The following is a 19,509-nucleotide window of genomic DNA, read 5'->3' as shown; positions in this document are numbered from 1 at the left end:
GCCGGTGCCACGGCGCGTTCTCGATACCGCCCACCGCTGAGGGGCCATCCGGTACCGCCGACGAGCCCGCCGACCGTGTCCTCGAATCCGCCGACCGGGTCCTCGAATCCGCCCACCGGGTCCAGAATCCTGCCGACCGTGTCCACGTTTTCGCCGACCGTGCCCGGTCCATGACGGCGGGACCCGATCGACGAGATCCTGGACCCGATCGGCAGGATTCTGGACCCGCTCGGCGGATGTGCGGGCCCGCTCGGCGCGGCGCTAACCCGTCGTGAGGTCGTCCAGTGCGCCGGCGAAGGCGGCGGGGACCCGGACGCGCATGGTGGTGCCGGCGGCGGTGTGCTCACTGGAGAGCACCTCACCCTCCTCGTGAATACGGGAGATGAGATCACCACGGGTGTAAGGAACGTCGATGGTCAGTTCCACGTCGCCGCGCCCCACGAACTCGCGCACCCGGTCGAACAGTTCGGGCAGACCTTCCCCGGTCCGCGCCGACACGAACACCGCATCGCCGAGGGCGCCACGCAGTTCCGCCATCCGGGTCGCATCGATCGCGTCGATCTTGTTGACCACCAACAGTTCCGGCGGTGGCGCCACGTCCTCTTCGGCGACCACCTCGTTGATCACCCGGCGCACGGCCGAGATCTGCTCGGTGGGAAACGGATCCGAACCGTCGACGACGTGGAGAACGAGGTCGGCGTCGACGACCTCCTCCAGGGTCGACCGGAAGGCCTCGACGAGTTGGGTCGGCAGATGGCGGACGAAGCCGACGGTGTCGGTGAACACGACTGCCCGACCGTCGTCGAGGGTGGCACGCCGGGTCGTCGGGTCGAGAGTTGCGAAGAGGGCATCCTGCACCAGGACACCCGATCCGGTCATCGCATTGACCAGACTCGACTTCCCCGCGTTGGTATAGCCGGCGACAGTGAGTCGGGGGATGGCGGTCCGCTCACGCGCTGCCCGCATGACCGTGCGCGACTTCTTCATCCCACGGATCTCGCGCCGCAGCTTCGCCATCCGTTCGCGGATGCGCCGACGATCTGTCTCGATCTTCGTCTCGCCGGGTCCGCGCAGACCGACGCCGCCGTTGCTGCCGGCGCGGCCGCCCGCCTGTCGGGACATCGACTCACCCCAGCCGCGAAGTCGCGGGAGCATGTACTCCATCTGGGCGAGTGAGACCTGTGCTTTGCCCTCACGGGATGTCGCGTGCTGCGCGAAGATGTCCAGGATGAGGGCGGTCCGGTCGATGACCTTGACCTTGACGATCTTCTCGAGCGCGGTCAGCTGCGCAGGTGTGAGTTCGCCGTCACAGATGACGGTGTCGGCTCCGGACGCGAGCACGGCCTCGCGGAGTTCGTCGGCCTTGCCGGAACCGATGTAGGTCGCCGAGTCGGGGCGCGAGCGCCGCTGGATGAGCGCATCGAGCACCTGCGAGCCCGCGGTCTCGGCGAGTGCGGCCAATTCGACCATGCTGGCGCGCGCCTGGGCCGCGCTGCCCTCGGTCCACACGCCGACGAGGACGACGCGTTCGAGTCGCAGCTGGCGGTACTCGACCTCGGTGACGTCGGTGAGCTCGGTGGACAGGCCGGCGACACGCTGCAGTGACGCGCGCTCTTCGAGTTGGAGTTCACCCGTGGTGGGCTGCGTCAGGCCGCGCAGGATGTCGGCCCGGGACCCCGGAGTGGTCTCGCTCTCCGGCAGGTCGGCCAGGTCGTCCTCGGACAAGGACTCGGGAAACGGTGTGGATGCTGATTCGGTCATGAGTAGGACCATGATCTCACGGGCCGGGGCCGCGAGGCATCCGGTTTTCCGGCCATGCCCTCGTCAGGCGTGTGGCCGGTCCCAGCCGGAGTGCAGCGTTCCGTCGGCGACCAGCATCGACGGTCCGCGCAACGTCGCACCGTCAGCCCGGATACCGACCTCCACCCGGCCTCCCGGAACAGTGATGAGCAGGGTGCCGACCTTCTCGTCCCGCGCGGCGAGCACCGCGGCACCGGCGGCGACCAGACCCGTCCCGCAGCTGCGCGTCTCGCCGACGCCGCGCTCGAAGACGCGCATCGCAGCGGGTAGCCGTCCGGTGGCGTCGGCCACCCCGGCCGGTGTCACGAGTTCGACGTTCGCGCCGTGCGGAAAGGCCTCGTCGTCGAGCATGACGCCGTCGGTGAAGTCGACGGCGTCGAGTGCCTCCGACGTCATGTCCGGCACGACGCATGCGAGATGCGGATTCCCGACATCGACCATGAGACCGCGGTAGGCGTCGTCCCCGATCCGGACCAGCGATTCGCCATCCGTGGCGACCGTCCCCATCTCGACGGTGACGTCGGCGTGGACCGCGTCGTGGGAGTGCACGATCACCGGTCGGGCGCCGGCCCGTGAGCCGACGACGAACTCGTCGTCGGACATCAGCCCGGAGGCGCGCAGATGGTGGGCGAACACACGCACGCCGTTGCCGCACATCTCGGCGATCGAGCCGTCGGCGTTGCGGTAATCCATGAACCAGTCGTCGGGGTGGACGCCGTCCGGCAGTGCGTCGAGAACACCCCTTTCGACGAGTGCCGCCGATCGGACCACCCGCAGCAGACCGTCGGCACCGATCCCGCGTCGTCTGTCGCAGAGCGCGGAGACGAGCGGCACGGTCAGGTCCAGCGCAGCGGCCGGATCGGTGAGGATCACGAAGTCGTTCTGCGTGCCGTGACCCTTGACGAATCGAAGGTGTTCGGCGGCCTGGGGCTGTGCCATCACCCCACCAGGATACGGGTGCGGTGATGGCGACCCCGTCGGCCGACGACACGCACCGCGATTCTCACCGACCGGCCACATGCAGGGCAGCGGACAGGAGATCGACGCGGGCGGCATCGAGCCACGTGATCCGGTGATCGCGACGAAACCACGACCGCTGGCGTCGGACATACCGTCGAGTCCCGATGAAGGTCAGTTCCTCGGCGGTCTCGATGTCGTGCTCGCCGCGCAGTGCCGCGAGGACCTGTGCGTAGCCGATGGCACGCGAGGCGGTCAGACCGTCACGCAGACCGTTGTCACACAGAGCCCGGACCTCGTCGACCAGTCCGGTCTCGAACATCAGGCGAGTGCGCAGGCGAATCCGCTCGTCGAGCTCGGCGGTGTCCCGGTCGAGGGCGATGATGCGTGTCCGCCACCGCGGTTCACCGATCGTCGGTGCCGACGCCGCGAACGGTCGGCCGGTGAGTTCGACGACCTCGAGAGCGCGGACGATCCGACGGCCGTCGGTGGCGAGAATGGATGACGCCGCGGCCGGATCGACCTCGGCGAGTCGGGCGTGCAGTGCCGCGACCCCGATCTCGTCGAGAAGCGCCTCGTATCGGGCCCGCACGTCGGGGTCCGTCGCGGGGAACCGCCACTCGTCGAGCAGGCCCTGGATGTACATCATCGACCCGCCGACGAGGACCGGAGTGCGACCGGCCGCGCGCAGGCGCTCGACGTCGTCCGCCGCTGCCTGCTGATACCGCGCGACGGTGGCCGTCTCGGTCACGTCCAGCACATCGATCTGGTGATGCGGGATGCCGCGACGTTCATCCACCGGCAGTTTCGCGGTCCCGATGTCCATCCCGCGGTACTGCTGCATCGCATCGAGATTGACGATCTCACCGCCGAGACGCTCGGCGAGATCGAGGGCGAGGTCCGACTTCCCTCCCGCCGTCGGGCCGACGACGGCCACGGGCGTCGGGCCCTCGGTGTCGTTCGGTTCGAGAGTCGGCGACGAGCCGGCCGTCATCGCGGGTTCCAGACCGCCACGGCGTAACCGACGCCGAACGGCGCATCCGCAAACAGCAGTTCGCCGTCGAGGTCGTCGTCGGCGCACAGCGCGGCCGTCACCTGCCACGCCGGCCGTCCCGACACCCCTTCCGCGGCGCACTCCGCGGGTTCGAGGCCTGCCAGCGTCGCGCGGTCGGCACGGGCGAGCGCGTCGTCGATCCGCTGCTGCAGGTCGATCGACGATGCGCGCAGCCCACCCCCTGGCGCACGAGCGGTCATCGAGGTCGCGCCGTCGCCGACGACGAGCACACCGACGGGTTCGGCGACGGCATCGATCCGGGCGCGGAGTTCGGCACCGATCCGGGCGCACTCTCCGGCCCCGCTGTCGGGCGCGACGATCACCGGGGTGACCTCGTCGACGCCGGTCTCCCCCCGTAGCCAGCCGGCGATCAGCATGGTCAACGGCATGTCCGGGTCGATCCCGACCGGGTCCCCCTCGCATGTCCCGCGCGTCCGAGTCAGGTTCACCGGCACGTCGACGCCGAACCGCGCGAAGGTGCCGCAGGGGCCGCGTCCGCTGCGCCCGGGGTCCGCGGCGCCGATCGCGACCCACCGGGACGCAGCAGCGGCGAGTCCACGCCCCGCCGACAGCGTTGCGGTCCGGACGGGATCGGTGTCATCGGCGTGCGGTCCGGCGATCGCCGGCACCAACAGCGGAGCACTCGGCACGAAGACCACGGACGCCAGCACGTCGTCGACGGTAGTCCAACCCACCCCGGACACCACCGGTGAGTCGGTGACGTGGACGGACTCCGCGGACGCAATGTCGTGGCAGCGGCCCCACGACGAGGCCTGACCTGTTTGAATGGGAAGACCCATGTGTCGGCACCGACCGCCGATGCACGGTTTCGATGCAACGGCAGCCGTGACGCGCGGCACCACACCTGCGGGAGAGGGCACCTGCACATGACGAACCCGACCGATCCGACCACGACCTCCGACGCGGCGCCGGAGACGGCCGCCGCAGGCGCCGGTGCGCCGCCGGCGCCGCACCCGGCACCCAAGCCCGGGCCGAAACCCGGCCCGCGTCCCGGCCCGCATCCGCGTCCGGCCGACACACCGGTCGTCCCGACGCTGGTCCCGCACGGCGACCCGCACAAGTTCGGGCGGATCGACAGCGAGGGCGTGGTCTGGCTGCGCACAGGCGACGGTGAACGCGAGATAGGTTCCTGGCAGGCCGGTTCGATCGAGGACGGACTCGCCCACTTCGCGCGCAAGTTCGACGACCTCGCGACCGAGGTGGAGATCCTGGAGGAGCGGCTCGCCGCCCGCTCCGGCGACCCACGCAAGGCCCAGACCGCGGCCAAGCACCTCCTCGACGCCCTCCCCACGGCCGCGGTGATCGGTGACGTCGCCGCGCTCGAGGAACGACTCACGGTGATCGTCGGCAGTGCCGACGAGGTCGCCGACTCCATCAAGGCCGAACGCGAGAAAGCCCGTTCTACAGCGATCGCCCGCAAGGAGGAACTGGCCACGGAGGCCGAACAGATCGGTGCCGAGTCCACGCAGTGGAAGGTGGCCGGCGACCGGCTGCGCGCCATCCTCGACGAGTGGAAGACCATCAAGGGCGTCGACCGCAAGACCGACGACACCTTGTGGAAGCGCTACGCCAAGGCGCGCGACGCGTTCAACCGCCGCCGCGGGGCGCACTTCGCCGAACTCGACCGGGAACGGGCCGGGGCCAAGGCACGCAAGGAAGAACTGATCACCCGCGCCGAGGAGCTGTCCGGCTCGACCGACTGGGGGCCGACGTCGGCCAGGTTCCGCGAGCTGCTCACCGAGTGGAAGGCGGCAGGCCGCGCACCCCGCGACGCCGACGACGCGCTGTGGCAGCGCTTCAAGGCCGCACAGGACGTGTTCTTCTCCGCCCGCAACGCGGCGACCTCCGAGCGCGACAACGAGTTCGCGGCCAACGCGGCGGCCAAGACCGCGCTGCTCGACGATGCCGAGAAGACGATCGACCCGACGTCGGATCTCGAGGCGGCCCGGCGTGACTTCCGATCCTTCCGGGACAAGTGGGACGAGGTCGGCAAGGTACCGCGCGAACAGATGAGCAGCCTCGAGGGCCGCGCCCGCGCGTTGGAGAAACGACTGCGCGACGCCGAGGACGCCCAGTGGCAACGCACCGACCCCGAGGCGCAGGCGCGCGCCGCCCAATTCGCCGACCGCGCCGCACAACTCGAGGACCAGGCGCGCAAGGCCGACGAGCGCGGCAAGGCCAAGGACGCCGCCAAGCTGCGTGAACAGGCAGCACAGTGGAAAGAGTGGGCCGACGCCGCGGCGAGCGCCATCGCCGACCGCTGATCGTCGGTCCGCCGACTCCGCCGTTCGCGAAAACGGCGGAGTCGTGGTTCACACTGTCAGCGACGTCAGTGCGGTGGTCGCCGCCTGCGACAGCGGCCGTGACCGTCGGGTCTCCTCGTCCATCGAGACGATGACCGTCCTCGCGGTGGCGACACACCGGTCACCCTGGAAGATCCCCTGCTCGAGCGTCACCGAGCTCCGCCCGATGGCGGCCACCCGCGTCCCGACGATCGCCTCTCCGGGCCAGGTCATCTCGGCCCGGAAGTCCAGTTCGAGCCGCGCGATGACGAATCCGGAACCCGGTTCGGCCAGCGGCGCATGCGGATCGTAGAGGACGGCGACGCGTCCGGATTCCAGGAACGTGGCGAACACCGCGTTGTTGACGTGGCCCTGTCGATCGGTGTCGGCATAGCGGATCTTCTCGGTGACGCAGGCGGGATAGTCGTCGACGGTGATGGTGTCGGTCATACCCTGATCCCACCACAGTCGTTCCGGCTGACCCGGCCTCCACCCCGCTCCCAGCGGTGACGGAAGCCGGCTCACCAGGCTCCGGGTCGGCGGGCCGATGCACTCCCCCCGCTACCGCGATCAGGGGTACGTCAGCGGGTACTTGTCGATGATCGGCGCCAGCAACTGCGCGGCGCGAGCACCGGTGATGACGTCGGCCGGCGCGACCTCGGTGACCACCTTCGACTCGGCGTCCTCGTAGACGTGCTCCCCGATCATCCGGAGGTTCTCGTCATACGGCCAGACGAACGCCAGCGTACGACGAACCAGGTACCAGCCGTCGGGGTCGAACGCCGATCCGACTGATGCGGAACCGTCGTCGAGGGCGCCGAAGACGTTGTCCCCCAACATGCGACCAGGGACGAATTGACTGAACTCGGCTTCACCGGCGAAACCCCAGTCGGCGACGGCCATCTTCTGCCGGCCCGTCCACATCACCAGCATGTCCATCTTCGCCAGCGAGGCGTAGAAGTCACGAACGGTCTCGAGCCCGTCGAGGATGACGCCGTTGCCGCCTTCGAAGATCCGATAGTGCGGGTGACGCACCGTCATCTCGGGTGCAAGCAGTTCGTCGTAGCGGCCGGCGACCTCGAGGAGTCCGTGACGGCGATAGTTGACGAGAATCGCACGGTGGGCGGGATCGGCGGTCGACTCGATGAGGACGTCGATGTCGTCCATCATGTCGACCAGTTCGTGCTCGTAGGCGGTCCTCGGGGTCGCCGTGTCGTCGGTGGTGGCGGCGGTGATGGCGTGGGCTGCGGTCATCGTTGTTTCCTCTTCCTTCTTCTAGAGATACTTGCTGAGATCCGGATAGCCACCGATCTCGTAGCCGCCGTCGACGACGAGTTCGGTTCCGGTGATGTAACTCGCCGCAGAGCTGGCGAGAAATACTGCGGGAGCGGCCAACTCGCGCGGCTGCGCCGGACGCTTGAGGACAGCGTTGGCGTCGAACTCGGCCATGATGCCCTCGTTCTCGAGGATGAAGGCCGCCATCGGCGTGTCCACCAGCCCGGGCAGGATCGTGTTGACCCGAATTCGATGCCGCGCCAGTTCGAGCGCAGCATTGCGCCCGAACATCTCCACGCCGGATTTGCCTGCAGCGTAAGCACTTCCGCCGTACAGCGGCATGTGCGCATTCACCGAGGAGATGTTCACGACGGCGCCACCGGCGCCCGCCGCGATCATGCTCCGCGCGACGTACTTCGTGCACAGGAAGACCCCACGCAGGACGACGTCGATGGTGAAATCCCAGTCATCCTCGGTCAGTTCGACGATCGGCGCCGGACGAAGGCCGCCGGCGACGTTGAAGAGTCCGTCGACGCCGCCGAGTTCACTCTCGGCCGTGCCGACCGCCGACGCGACGGTGCTCACGTCGGTCACCGAACCGTCGAGAGGAAGGTAGGCATCGCCGAAACGGGCAGCCGCCTCGGCCAGGGCGTCCTTGTCGAGATCGAGTGCGAGCACGCGTCCGCCGCCCTCGATGAGCGTCTCGGCAATGGCCAGACCGATCCCGGATGCCGCTCCGGTGACGATCGATCGGCGTGGTGGTTCGTACTCGATCACAGATGCTCCTGACCTCGTCGGGACATGCGGCAACAAGCCACGACACCGCCGGACTGCGGTGCGGCCGTTCATTTTCCGCTGGTGTAGCAACAACATTGACATCGGTCACAGCAGTTGTACATTGAGACCCACGACACGGTGTTAAGGCTCCACTTAACGCCGTCGGAGAGACCGGGAGTTGTGGTGACGGAGTTCTTGAATCTCGGTCTGGTGAACTCACTCGAGGTACTGATCGAGGAGGGGAGCTTCGCCCGCGCGGCGGAGCGGCTGTTCATCACACCCCCGGCGATGACCCAGCAGATCCAGCGCCTCGAGGCGGCCGTGGGTCACCGACTCGTCGAGCGGGGCAGCAAGCCGGTGCGACTGACCGAGCGGGGTGCGGTCTTCATGGGGTACGCAAGCGTCGCACTGATGCAGTCACGGCTCGCGCTCGGTACCGATGCCGAGCACCAGACACTGCGGATCGGTTTCATCAACGGCTATCCCGACGGCCAGGACAACGGTTTCCTGGCCCGATTCCGACGGGAGAACCCCGGCGTCACACTGTCGTTCGTTCAGCTGAGCTGGGGCGAGCAGATCGGCCGGTTGCTCGACGGAGACGTCGACGCGTCCCTTGCGCGCCCGCCCTATGACGACACGAACGGGTTCGACGCGCTGCCGGTACACGCCGAGAAGCGGGTGGTCGCTCTGCCGTCCGACAGTCCACTGGCCGCCCGGGACTCACTGAGAATCGATGATCTCGACGGCTACCCGGTCGTCGGCGCGGCCGGGATCAGTCGCGCCTGGACGAGGTACTGGGTCATCGACCCGCGTCCGAGCGGACGTGCCGTCGAGTACGGCGTGTGGGCGGCGACGATGGAGGAGGCCTTCAACGGCGTCGCGCTCGGCGGGAACATCATGATCACCGCGGAATCGGTCGCCAAGAGGTTCCAGCACGCCGGCGTGGTGTATCGCGATCTCGCAGACGGCGGCAGCTGTCGGGTGGAACTGTGCACACGGACCACCGACAGCCGACCGGCGGTCAGGGCGCTACGTCGTGCCGCCCGAGACGCTGCACCGTCGACCGGCGTGAGAGCACATCCGGACGACCGGTCGTCACGAGTCGGCCCCGCTCATCCCTGATCAGGTTTGTGCTGCAACGAGCGCGCGAGGTCTTCACGCGCGGCGGCCTCCTTGCGGCGTTCCTCCTCGAGGGCCAGCTGGTAGGTGCTGCGTGCCCACACCACGCGAGCCCAATGGAAGGTGAGCACCAACACGGCAAGCCAGCCGATGATCAGTCCGATGCCGACACCGGACGGCGGCTGCACTCCCCCGACCCCCGGGGTGTTCCGCGACCACCAGGCCAGCATGCCGGCGACACAGGCGATGGCGTTGCCGCACAGCGCGATCCAGGCCAGAATCCAGCGTCGGGTGAGCAGTGCCAGCACCGACGCGCCGATGCCGAAGATCGCCACCAGGTAGACGAACACCTTCGAGGTGATGGTCACCCGCTCGGCAACCGAGTCCGGGGCGAATGTCAACACCTCGATACCGGTGGCGGTTCCGGTGTGCGGGAGCACCAACGACAGCATCGCGACGAGAACGGCGACCGCGACCACCACCGCGCGCATTCCCGGGTCGATCTCGCCGGCGACCTTGCGTTCGGCCTTGCGGAGATCTCCCTCGTACTCGGCGAACCGACCCGCGTCCGACTCGCGTCGGGCACGCTGGTCCGATGGACGGTTGACCTCTCGGTCATCGTCTGCGGTCATCAGCCACATCCTCCTGAACATCCGACGGTGACCGGCTCGACCGGCGCGGCCCCGATGCTGGGCATACCCAGACCGACGCCGACCGGCGCCGTGGTGGGCATGCGACTCGCCTCGTGTGCGTCGCCCGCCTTGGTGCGGCGATGCGTCGCCAGGCCGGAATCGGCGATGAGGTGGTGCGGTGCAGCACCGGTGACGCGCGTCGTGACGACGTCTCCGGGCCTGATCGTCGCGGTCGGGTCGAGGCGCTCTCCCTCACCGCTGGTCGCGGCGAAGTGGACCAGACGTCCGTCGCGGGCTCGTCCGGTCATCCGCCCGGTGTGCGCGGACTTGCGCCCTTCGTCGGCGACGACCAGCAGTTCGACCTCGGACCCGACGATCCGTCGATTCTCGGCGAGACAGATCTCCTCCTGGAGGGCGATCAGTCGGCGGTAACGCTCCCCGACGACCTCCGGCGGCACCTGATCGGTCATCGTCGCCGCCGGGGTGCCTGGGCGAGGCGAGTACTGGAAAGTGAACGCGCTCGAGAAGCGCGCTTGCGCAACGACATCCAGTGTCTGCTGGAAGTCCTCTTCGGTCTCGCCGGGAAATCCGACGATGATGTCGGTGGTGATCGCGGCATCGGGCATGGCCGCCCGCACCTTGTCGAGGATGCCGAGGAACTTGCGCTGCCGATAACTGCGTCGCATCGACTTGAGGATGCGGTCGGATCCCGACTGCAACGGCATGTGAAGCTGCGGGCACACATTGTGCGTCTGCGCCATGGCGTCGATGACGTCGTCGGTGAACTCGGCCGGGTGCGGGGAGGTGAACCGGACACGCTCGAGACCGTCGATGGTCCCGCAGGCCCGGAGCAGGTCGGCGAAGGCTCCACGCTGTCGGCCGAGGTCGGGGTCGGCGAACGACATGCCGTAGGCGTTGACGTTCTGACCGAGCAGCGTCACCTCGAGGACTCCCTGCTCGACGAGCGCGGACACCTCGGCCAGGACGTCTCCGGGGCGTCGGTCGACCTCTTTGCCGCGCAACGACGGGACGATGCAGAACGTGCAGGTGTTGTTGCATCCGACCGATACCGACACCCAGCCGGAGTACGCCGAGTCCCTTTTGGCCGGCAGGGTCGACGGGAACCTCTCGAGGGACTCGAGGATCTCCACCTCGGCGGATTCGTTGTGCCGGGCACGCTCGAGCAATGCCGGTAGCGACCCGATGTTGTGGGTGCCGAAGACGACGTCGACCCAGGGCGCCTTGCGCAGGACCGCATCCTTGTCCTTCTGCGCGAGGCAGCCGCCGACGGCGATCTGCATGCCGGGACGCTCGGCTTTGGCCGGCGCCAGATGCGACAGGTTCCCGTACAACTTGTTGTCGGCGTTCTCCCTGATGGCACACGTGTTGAAGACGACCAGATCGGCGTCACCACCGTCGGAGGCCTCGACGTAGCCGGCGTCCTCCAGCAGGCCTGCGATCCGCTCCGAATCGTGCACATTCATCTGGCAGCCGTACGTGCGGACCTGATAGCTGCGGGTGGAATCGGCCGACGCCCCGGACCTCTGTCCGTGGGCGCCACGCCGCTGCGACAACTCGATGCTCACCTTTTCCAGGGTACTGGCCTGCGCAAATCGGCCTTGCGCGGCATTCACGGCGCCGGCCGTGCACCCGATGGCCGAGACGGCGGGTCGCGGCACCATTAGGGTGAGCGTCTATGACCGATTCGCCGAGCGACGATTCCGTGACGACCGGGGATGCGACGACCGGGCAGGCGGCGCCGACGGCGGGCGCGCCGCCGATGATCGCGATGAAGGGCGTCCAGAAGCACTTCGGGTCGTTGCACGTCCTCCGCGACATCGACCTCGAGGTGCCGGCCGGACAGGTCGTCGTGGTGCTCGGCCCGTCGGGCTCGGGCAAGTCGACGCTGTGCCGAACCATCAATCGCCTCGAGCCGATCGATGGCGGTGAGATCTCCATCGGCGGACAACACCTGCCCGAGGAGGGCAAGGACCTCGCCCGCCTGCGCGCCGATGTCGGCATGGTCTTCCAGTCGTTCAACCTGTTCGCGCACAAGACGATTCTGGAGAACGTGACCCTCGCCCCCATCAAGGTGCGCAAGAAGAGCAAGGACGACGCCACCAAGCGGGCGCTCGAGCTGCTCGACCGCGTGGGCATCGCCAGCCAGAAGGACAAGTTCCCGGCGCAGCTCTCCGGCGGTCAGCAACAACGCGTGGCGATCGCGCGGTCGTTGGCCATGGACCCGAAGATCATGCTGTTCGACGAGCCGACGTCGGCCCTCGATCCCGAGATGGTCAACGAGGTCCTCGACGTCATGGTCTCCCTCGCCAAGGAGGGGATGACGATGCTGGTGGTCACCCACGAGATGGGCTTCGCGCGCAAGGCGGCCGACCGGGTGATCTTCATGGCCGACGGCGCGATCGTCGAGGACTCCGATCCGGACAGCTTCTTCTCGGCACCGAAATCCGACCGCGCCAAGGACTTCCTCGGAAAGATCTTGGGCCACTGACATGACGGGCACCCGAGCTTCCACATCGCACCCCGCCCTCCGTCGGTTCTCCGGTCTCGCCGTCCTCGCACTGGCTCTCGCGCTCATCGCGGGCACCGTCTCCGCGTGCGGCAACACCGACCCCCGCAACCTGATCGATTCGATCCGCAGCGGGTCCGTCGTCCTGGGCACCAAGTACGACCAGCCGGGCCTCGGCATCCGCAACCCCGACAAGTCGGTGACCGGTTTCGACCCCTCGGTCTCGGAGTTCGTCGTCGATCACATTGCCGACTCGCTCGGCGTCGATCGTCCCGAGATCCGTTGGCGCGAAACTCCGTCGGCGCAGCGCGAGACGCTGATCGACAACGGCGAGGTCGACATGATCGCCGCGACGTACTCGATCACCGCAGCACGTCAGAAGGAGGTCGATTTCGCCGGCCCCTACCTGGTCAACTACCAGGGATTGCTGGTCCGTGAGGACGACGACTCCATCTCCACACTGACCGATCTGAACTCGGGCAAGAAACTGTGCTCGGTGACCGGATCGACTCCCGCACAGAACGTCAAGGCGCAGCTGCCGTCGGTGCAGTTGCAGGAGTACGACTCGTACTCCTCGTGCGTCGAGGCGTTGCGACGCGGCAAGGTCGACGCGCTGACCACCGACGAGGTGATCCTGGCCGGGTACGCGAACTTCTTCCCCGGCGAGTTCAAGCTGGTCGGCATGAGCTATCCGAAGGACGCGTGCGTCAAGGACGCACTGAAGAAGGCAGGGACGCCGTTCTCCACCGAGTACTACGGCATCGGCATGGCCAAGCAGTACCCGGAGGCGGTCACCAAGGTGAACGAGGCTCTCGACGCGATGATGGTGCCGGGGCCCGGCGGAGAGTCGCCCTGGGATCGCGCGCTGCGGGATGCGATCGGCAATAAGACCGTCGACTCGATGATCGCCCGCGCGGACGCGCCGGATTCGAAGTACAAGTTCACTCCCGATCCCGGGAATCTGGGATTCCTCGACTCCACCTCCACCCCGTGCCCGCCGGGCCTGAGCTGACGCGGAAGGGACTGACGCGCAATGAGTGAACTCTGGGCGGACATGGGGCCACAGTTGTGGCCGGCGTTCTGGGTGACGCTGAAACTGACCTTCTTCTCGTCCATCGGTGCGCTGGTCTGGGGAACGCTGCTGGCCGCGATGCGGGTGTCCCCGGTGCCGGTGATGCGCGGATTCGCCGAGACCTATGTGAACATCGTGCGCAACACCCCGCTCACGCTGATCGTGTTGTTCTGTTCGATCGGGCTCTATCAGAATCTCGGTCTCGCCCTCGCGCCCGACAACGAGAACTTCATCGAGAACAACAATTTCTGGCTCGCTGTACTCGCGTTCGTGCTCTACACCGCGACGTTCGTGTGTGAGACGCTGCGCTCGGGCTTCAACACCGTGCCGCTCGGACAGGCGGAGGCGGCTCGTTCACTCGGCCTGACCTTCCCCCAGGTGTTCGGCATCATCGTTCTGCCCCAGGCGATCCGATCGGTGATCGGCCCGCTCGGCAGCGTGCTCATCGCACTCACCAAGAACACCACCATCGCCTCGGTGATCGGTGTCGCGGAGGCATCGCTGTTGATGAAGGAGGAGATCGAGACGTACTCGGATCAGATCGTCGCGATCTTCGTGATCATCGCGATCGGCTTCATGATCATCACCCTGACCGAGGGATTCGTCTTCGGATACCTCGCCAAGCGACTGGCGGTGAAGCGATGAGTGCCGACGCCACCGTCCTCTATGACGCTCCCGGACCGAAGGCGCGTCTGCGCAACCGGATCATCGCGGCCGTCTTCATCGCGATCCTCGTCGCGGTCGCCGTGTACGTCCTGGTCATTCTCGCCGGCAACGATCAACTCAGCGGCGAGAAGTGGGATCCGTTCATCACGGCGACCACATGGACGACGTACATCCTTCCCGGCCTCTGGGGAACGCTGAAAGCCGCCGCACTCTCGATCGTGCTGGCCCTCGTTCTCGGTGCCGTCCTCGGCATCGGCCGGTTGTCCGACCACGGCTGGGTTCGGCGCCTGTCCGGTGTGTTCGTCGAGGTCTTCCGCGCAATCCCGGTGCTGATCCTGATGATCTTCGCCTACTACCTCTTCGCCGACTACGCGATCTTCCCGTCGTCGCAACTGGCGTTCGCCGCCGTCGTCACCGGCCTCACCCTCTACAACGGGTCGGTGATCGCCGAGATCCTGCGATCCGGTATCAACTCACTGCCGAAGGGACAGACCGAGGCGTCGATGGCGCTGGGGCTCCGCAAGTCCCAGATGATGCGGGTGATCCTCCTGCCGCAGGCTGTCACCGCGATGCTGCCCGCGCTCGTCTCCCAGATGGTGATCGCGTTGAAGGACAGCGCACTCGGCTATGCCATCGGCTACATCGAGGTGGTGCGCTCGGGAATCCAGTCCGCGTCGTACTACGGCAACTACCTTCCAGCGTTGGTCGTGGTCGCGATCGTCATGATCGTCATCAACTTCGGCTTGACAACGCTGGCAACGTACCTCGAAGGCCGCCTACGGAAGGGCCCGCGCGGTACCGTCGTTCCCGACGCCGAGGAGGCCGATCTCGCGGCGATGGAGAACATGCCGTTCGGACAGAAGTAGCCCGCTGCGTGGCCTGATCGCCGGTCGGCGCTCAGGCCGCTGCGACGCCGTCGAGCGCCTCGTTCACGACGTCGATCGCCGTCGACTGCGGATAACCGCGCCGCACCAGCATCCCGACGAGCCGGCGGAACAGCTTCTCGCGAAGCGCTGGATCGGCCTGAAGCCGTTCCACCTGGGCAGGTGTGAGTTTCTTGCTGACGAGGTCGGCCGCGACGGCCCGTTCGTCGTCCGGATCGACCTCGGCCAGCGCGGACTCGATGATGCCGGCGTCGACGCCCTTGGCCTTCAGTTCGTGCCGTAACGCCACGCGGCCGCGGCCGGAGTACGCGTGGCGCGAGCGCACCCACTCGTTCGCGAACTCGACGTCGTCGAGCAGCTGGTGTCGGTCCAGGCGGGTCATCACATCGTCGATGTCGTCGGCGTCGAAACCCTTGCGCGTCAGCCGATCCACCATCTCCTGGCGGGTACGCGCACGGACCCCGAGGAGTCGGAGTGCGGTGTCCCAGGCGTTGGGGCCTTTCCGTTCCTCGGGGTCCGTGGTCGTGCTCATGCCTTGATCAGAACTCCACCGGCGCGGGGGCGACCTCGTCGGCGTCGACGACGGCTCCGATCCCGAGCTTCTCCTTGATCTTCTTCTCGATCTCATCGCGGATGTCGTCGTTCTCGAGCAGGAACTTGCGCGCGTTCTCCTTGCCCTGGCCGAGCTGGTCCCCCTCGTAGGTGAACCAGGAACCGGACTTGCGGATGAAGCCCTCGGCGACACCCATGTCGATCAGCGAGCCTTCCTTGCTGATGCCCTGCCCATAGAGGATGTCGAACTCGGCCTGCTTGAACGGCGGGGCGACCTTGTTCTTGACCACCTTCACGCGGGTTCGGTTGCCGACGGCGTCGGTACCGTCCTTGAGCGTCTCGATGCGACGCACGTCCAGACGGACGGACGAGTAGAACTTGAGCGCCTTGCCGCCGGTGGTGGTCTCCGGCGAACCGAACATGACGCCGATCTTCTCGCGCAGCTGGTTGATGAAGATCGCCGTGGTCTTCGAATTGCTCAGGGCGGACGTCATCTTGCGCAGCGCCTGGCTCATGAGGCGTGCCTGCAGGCCGACATGGCTGTCGCCCATCTCGCCTTCGATCTCGGCGCGCGGCACCAGAGCGGCCACCGAGTCGATGACGAGGATGTCGAGCGCCCCGGACCGGATCAGCATGTCCGCGATCTCGAGTGCTTGCTCACCGGTGTCCGGCTGCGAGACGAGCAGGGCGTCGGTGTCGACACCGAGCTTGGCAGCGTAATCGGGATCGAGTGCGTGCTCGGCGTCGATGAAGGCGGCGATGCCGCCCTGTGCCTGCGCGTTCGCCACGGCGTGCAGGGCGACCGTCGTCTTACCCGATGACTCCGGCCCGTAGATCTCGATGACCCGGCCGCGCGGGAGCCCGCCGATGCCGAGTGCGACGTCGAGCGAGATGGATCCCGTCGGGATGACCTCGATCGGCTGACGCGTCTCCTCGCCGAGACGCATGACCGATCCCTTGCCGAAGTTCTTGTCGATCTGTGCAAGTGCCAGATCGAGCGCCTTCTCCCGATCCTGGGGTGCAGCTGCCATGGGAATCTCCTCCGAACTCTCGACCGGCGATCCGGCCGGATGGTGTGTGGGTCTGTGCTGTGGCCGTTGTGATGTGCACGCTAGCCATGGGGTCTGACAATGTTCGTCGGCTCGGCTTCACGTCATTCATGTCCCGTGTCTTTGACGCATACGACGGGACTGCGGTTCCGTCTGAGACCAGAGTGGACGAACATGTGTTCGATGGCAAGTGTGACACGCCCGTATGTCGGGAGGGCTGAACGTGCCGGATTCCTGTGTATGTGTCAACCGAAGCAGTCTCCGAGTTCGAGCGACCGCGCGTGCGGTCGAAGGACACCGTCGGTCTCCGACGAACGGCGCAGCCGAGAAGATCTCACGTCTGGCGGCCAGCCACCCGACCAACTGGCCTGCCCGGACATCACTCCCGACTGGCGATGGATGGCCGATCGGCGAGACCGAGGCGGAGGTGCTCGCTGTGATAGACCGCTTCGTCCAAGAGTTGGGCCACGTGGGTGTCGTACAAGCTGTAGGTGATCGATCGACCAGCGCGGGTCCCGTTGACAAGGCCGAGGTTGCGTAGCAGACGCAGTTGATGCGACACCGCAGACTGTTCCATGCCCACCGCGTCAGCGAGATCAGTGACTGCGCGGGGTCCGTGGCGCAACTCGGTGAGGATGAGCAATCGACTCGGCGTGGCAAGAGCTTGCAGCGTCGTTGCGACGTGTGCGGCCGAATCCGGGTCCAGGCGAGCGACAGGCCGATCTCGCCCCTCGACTCCATGGCCCATGCCACACATATTAGCGTTCAACTCTCACATGAAGACGTCTTCATATGTTCTGTTATCGTGGGCCGCACGGGTCGCTCCTTCCGGGTGGCCAGGTTTCTGTCAGCAGGATGACTTCACGAGGGCGAGGATCGATGACCTCGACTACAGAAGCGACATCAGGGCGTGTGCTGGTCACGCCCCCGTCGATCGTGCGCACCGGGATGCAACTGCCGGAGGTACGGTGGGCGGCGATCGCGTTGACGCTGTTCCTGAGCGGCTGGGCTTTGCAGTTGGCAGGGATGCCGCCATGGCTGTGGTGGTCGGTCTACCTGGCGTGTTACGCCTGCGGCGGGTGGGAACCGGCGCTTGCCGGGCTCGAGGCCGCGCGCGAACGCACTCTGGATGTCGATCTGCTGATGATCGTCGCGGCCATCGCGGCAGCCTCGATCGGACAGGTCTTCGACGGCGCTCTACTCATCGTCATCTTCGCGACATCTGGCGCGCTGGAGGTGCTCGTCACCCAACGCACAGCCGACTCGGTCAGTTCTCTGCTCGGACTGGCTCCCGAACGGGCCACGCTGATCGCCGCCGACGGGACAACGCGTGTGGTTGATTGTCGAGACCTCGAGGTTGGTCAACGCATTCTGGTGCGTCCGGGCGAACGGATCGGCGCTGACGGAGTTGTCATCGATGGGGTCAGCGAGGTCGATCAGCAGGTGGTCACTGGTGAATCAGTGCCGGTGACACGGCAGGTCGGCGATGACGTCCTCTCGGGCACGGTCAATGGCACCGGCGCGTTGACGGTCGAGGTGACGCGTCCGGCATCAGAGTCGGTCATTGCCCGCATCGTCGCTCTCGTGGAGAATGCGTCGGAGAGGAAAGCACCGACCCAGTTGTTCATCGAGAAGGTCGAGCAGGCGTACTCGGCCACCGTCGTCGTGGCTACCGTGCTTGTGCTGGGCGTGCCAATGATGCTGTTCGGCAGCACATTCGAGGACGCATTGGTGCGGGCCATCGTGTTCATGATCGTCGCCTCGCCCTGCGCAGTTGTGCTCTCGACGATGCCGCCGCTGCTGGCATCGATCGCCAACGCCGGACGCCATGGTGTGCTCGTCAAATCCGCCGAGGTGATGGAAGTGGTAGGACGCACCAGTGTCGTCGCGTTCGACAAGACCGGCACCCTGACCGAGGGACGCCCCGAGGTCACTGCGATCACCGCCGAGAGTGGCTGGACGCTCACGCAAGTCCTGGCTATCGCAGCCGCGGTGGAACGGCCCAGCGAACATCCGCTCGGGCGTGCCGTCGTTGCCGCGGCCGATGATCGCGACCTCGAGGTCAGCCGGGTGGCCGAGTTCCGGGCACTTCCCGGACGAGGCGTGAGCGGTCGCGTCGATGGACACACAGTCGTGGTCGAACGCGCCGACAGCGACCAGGCCACCGGCACGCTGGTCCGCGTGATCGTCGACAGCGCCGACGTCGGTCGGATCGAGTTGGTGGACCGGCTCCGAGACGACACCACCGCCGCAGTCGACGACGTCCTCACTGTGACTTCCGAGCCTGTCATGGTTCTGACCGGTGATCATCGGGCCGCCGCGCAACAAATCGCGGACCGGGCCGGCATCGGCGCGGTCCACGCCGAATTGCTTCCCGAGGACAAGGCTCGCATCATCAGCGATGTCGAGCGCAGCGGACACCGGGTGCTACTCGTCGGTGACGGCATCAATGATGCGCCCGCACTCATGGCCGCCAGCACCGGCGTCGCCATGGGCCGCCACGGATCAGACCTGGCACTCGACACCGCCGACGCCGTCATCGTGCGTGACGACCTCCACGCGGTCGCAGCCTTAATCCGCCTGTCGCGCACAGCGCGTCGCTACGTGACCGCCAACCTCTGCATCGCCGCGACCGTCATTATCACGCTGGTCACCTGGGATCTTGCCGGAAACCTGCCCATACCCCTCGCCGTCGCCGGCCACGAAGGATCAACAATCCTCGTTGCACTCAACGGCACCCGCCTCCTCCGCCAATCAGCATGGACAGCACCACTTTCCCCGCCGCGCTGAGCCTCGTTCCACGCGACGCTCGTGCTCTATGACACTCGGTTGTTGGCCGCGA

General features: G+C 67.0%; 19 protein-coding genes. 7 read left to right on the top strand and 12 right to left on the bottom strand.

Going from position 1 to position 19,509, the window contains the following annotated elements; all coding sequences use genetic code 11:
* Positions 1-261 precede the first annotated feature (261 nt).
* From hflX to EEB19_RS00290, 4 genes are all read right to left on the bottom strand, one after another.
* Positions 262-1,761, bottom strand: a complete 1,500-nt coding sequence (hflX, locus tag EEB19_RS00305) for a GTPase HflX (protein WP_187582089.1) — start codon at positions 1,759-1,761, stop codon at positions 262-264.
* 63 nt (positions 1,762-1,824) lie between these two features.
* The gene (dapF, locus tag EEB19_RS00300; protein ID WP_187583009.1) at positions 1,825-2,739 is read right to left on the bottom strand and encodes a diaminopimelate epimerase; all 915 of its coding nucleotides are present in this window, start codon (positions 2,737-2,739) and stop codon (positions 1,825-1,827) included.
* Positions 2,740-2,803: 64 nt separating this feature from the next.
* Positions 2,804-3,751, bottom strand: a complete 948-nt coding sequence (gene miaA / locus EEB19_RS00295; protein WP_187582087.1) for a tRNA (adenosine(37)-N6)-dimethylallyltransferase MiaA — start codon at positions 3,749-3,751, stop codon at positions 2,804-2,806.
* The gene (locus EEB19_RS00290) at positions 3,748-4,611 is read right to left on the bottom strand and encodes a hypothetical protein (RefSeq protein WP_316245451.1); all 864 of its coding nucleotides are present in this window, start codon (positions 4,609-4,611) and stop codon (positions 3,748-3,750) included. Before EEB19_RS00290 ends, miaA begins: the two co-directional genes overlap by 4 nt.
* Positions 4,612-4,698: 87 nt before the next feature.
* Here EEB19_RS00290 and EEB19_RS00285 point away from each other — a divergent pair, with 87 nt between their 5' ends.
* Positions 4,699-6,096, top strand: coding sequence for a DUF349 domain-containing protein (locus EEB19_RS00285; protein ID WP_187582085.1), 1,398 nt, complete (start codon positions 4,699-4,701; stop codon positions 6,094-6,096).
* A 48-nt stretch (positions 6,097-6,144) separates the two neighbouring features.
* On the opposite strand, the gene EEB19_RS00280 is transcribed toward EEB19_RS00285, so the two are convergent.
* The 3 genes from EEB19_RS00280 to EEB19_RS00270 form a co-directional block, all read right to left on the bottom strand.
* The gene (locus EEB19_RS00280; RefSeq protein ID WP_187582083.1) at positions 6,145-6,564 is read right to left on the bottom strand and encodes a thioesterase family protein; all 420 of its coding nucleotides are present in this window, start codon (positions 6,562-6,564) and stop codon (positions 6,145-6,147) included.
* A 120-nt stretch (positions 6,565-6,684) separates the two neighbouring features.
* A complete protein-coding gene (locus EEB19_RS00275) occupies positions 6,685-7,368 on the bottom strand; it encodes a hypothetical protein (protein ID WP_187582081.1) in 684 nt (227 codons plus the stop codon).
* A gap of 21 nt (positions 7,369-7,389) precedes the next feature.
* The gene (locus EEB19_RS00270) at positions 7,390-8,166 is read right to left on the bottom strand and encodes an SDR family NAD(P)-dependent oxidoreductase (protein ID WP_262365341.1); all 777 of its coding nucleotides are present in this window, start codon (positions 8,164-8,166) and stop codon (positions 7,390-7,392) included.
* A gap of 183 nt (positions 8,167-8,349) precedes the next feature.
* Here EEB19_RS00270 and EEB19_RS00265 point away from each other — a divergent pair, with 183 nt between their 5' ends.
* Positions 8,350-9,288, top strand: coding sequence for a LysR family transcriptional regulator (locus EEB19_RS00265; RefSeq protein ID WP_187582077.1), 939 nt, complete (start codon positions 8,350-8,352; stop codon positions 9,286-9,288).
* On the opposite strand, the gene EEB19_RS00260 is transcribed toward EEB19_RS00265, so the two are convergent.
* Complete coding sequence (locus tag EEB19_RS00260) at positions 9,279-9,917, bottom strand: hypothetical protein (RefSeq protein ID WP_187582075.1); 639 nt, start codon at positions 9,915-9,917, stop codon at positions 9,279-9,281. The two genes, EEB19_RS00265 and EEB19_RS00260, sit on opposite strands and share 10 nt — an antisense overlap.
* A complete protein-coding gene (miaB, locus tag EEB19_RS00255) occupies positions 9,917-11,503 on the bottom strand; it encodes a tRNA (N6-isopentenyl adenosine(37)-C2)-methylthiotransferase MiaB (RefSeq protein WP_262365340.1) in 1,587 nt (528 codons plus the stop codon). Before miaB ends, EEB19_RS00260 begins: the two co-directional genes overlap by 1 nt.
* A 194-nt stretch (positions 11,504-11,697) precedes the next feature.
* Here miaB and gluA point away from each other — a divergent pair, with 194 nt between their 5' ends.
* Genes gluA through EEB19_RS00235 form a run of 4 tightly spaced genes read left to right on the top strand, consistent with a single transcriptional unit; the run spans position 11,698 to position 15,048 of the window.
* Entirely contained in the window at positions 11,698-12,426 is a 729-nt protein-coding gene (gene gluA / locus EEB19_RS00250; protein WP_187583005.1) for a glutamate ABC transporter ATP-binding protein GluA, read from the top strand.
* A 1-nt stretch (position 12,427) separates the two neighbouring features.
* The gene (locus EEB19_RS00245) at positions 12,428-13,456 is read left to right on the top strand and encodes a glutamate ABC transporter substrate-binding protein (RefSeq protein WP_187582072.1); all 1,029 of its coding nucleotides are present in this window, start codon (positions 12,428-12,430) and stop codon (positions 13,454-13,456) included.
* Positions 13,457-13,477: 21 nt separating this feature from the next.
* Positions 13,478-14,161, top strand: coding sequence for an amino acid ABC transporter permease (locus EEB19_RS00240; RefSeq protein WP_187582070.1), 684 nt, complete (start codon positions 13,478-13,480; stop codon positions 14,159-14,161).
* Complete coding sequence (locus EEB19_RS00235) at positions 14,158-15,048, top strand: amino acid ABC transporter permease (protein WP_187582068.1); 891 nt, start codon at positions 14,158-14,160, stop codon at positions 15,046-15,048. Before EEB19_RS00240 ends, EEB19_RS00235 begins: the two co-directional genes overlap by 4 nt.
* A 31-nt stretch (positions 15,049-15,079) precedes the next feature.
* Here EEB19_RS00235 and EEB19_RS00230 read toward each other — a convergent pair whose 3' ends face one another.
* The 3 genes from EEB19_RS00230 to EEB19_RS00220 all read right to left on the bottom strand — a co-directional run bounded on the left by EEB19_RS00230 (position 15,080) and on the right by EEB19_RS00220 (position 17,415).
* A complete protein-coding gene (locus EEB19_RS00230) occupies positions 15,080-15,598 on the bottom strand; it encodes a regulatory protein RecX (protein WP_187582066.1) in 519 nt (172 codons plus the stop codon).
* Positions 15,599-15,605: 7 nt separating this feature from the next.
* Positions 15,606-16,649, bottom strand: coding sequence for a recombinase RecA (recA, locus tag EEB19_RS00225; RefSeq protein ID WP_187582064.1), 1,044 nt, complete (start codon positions 16,647-16,649; stop codon positions 15,606-15,608).
* A 397-nt stretch (positions 16,650-17,046) separates the two neighbouring features.
* Positions 17,047-17,415, bottom strand: a complete 369-nt coding sequence (locus EEB19_RS00220; RefSeq protein WP_187582062.1) for a metalloregulator ArsR/SmtB family transcription factor — start codon at positions 17,413-17,415, stop codon at positions 17,047-17,049.
* 131 nt (positions 17,416-17,546) lie between these two features.
* Here EEB19_RS00220 and EEB19_RS00215 point away from each other — a divergent pair, with 131 nt between their 5' ends.
* Entirely contained in the window at positions 17,547-19,457 is a 1,911-nt protein-coding gene (locus tag EEB19_RS00215; RefSeq protein ID WP_187582060.1) for a heavy metal translocating P-type ATPase, read from the top strand.
* Positions 19,458-19,509 lie beyond the last annotated feature (52 nt).

Origin of the sequence: Gordonia sp. OPL2 (genome assembly GCF_003797825.1) — a bacterium.
Taxonomy (GTDB): domain Bacteria; phylum Actinomycetota; class Actinomycetes; order Mycobacteriales; family Mycobacteriaceae; genus Gordonia.
The sequence above is the reverse complement of the archived record's forward strand: the minus strand, read 5'-3'. Positions and strand labels throughout refer to the sequence as shown.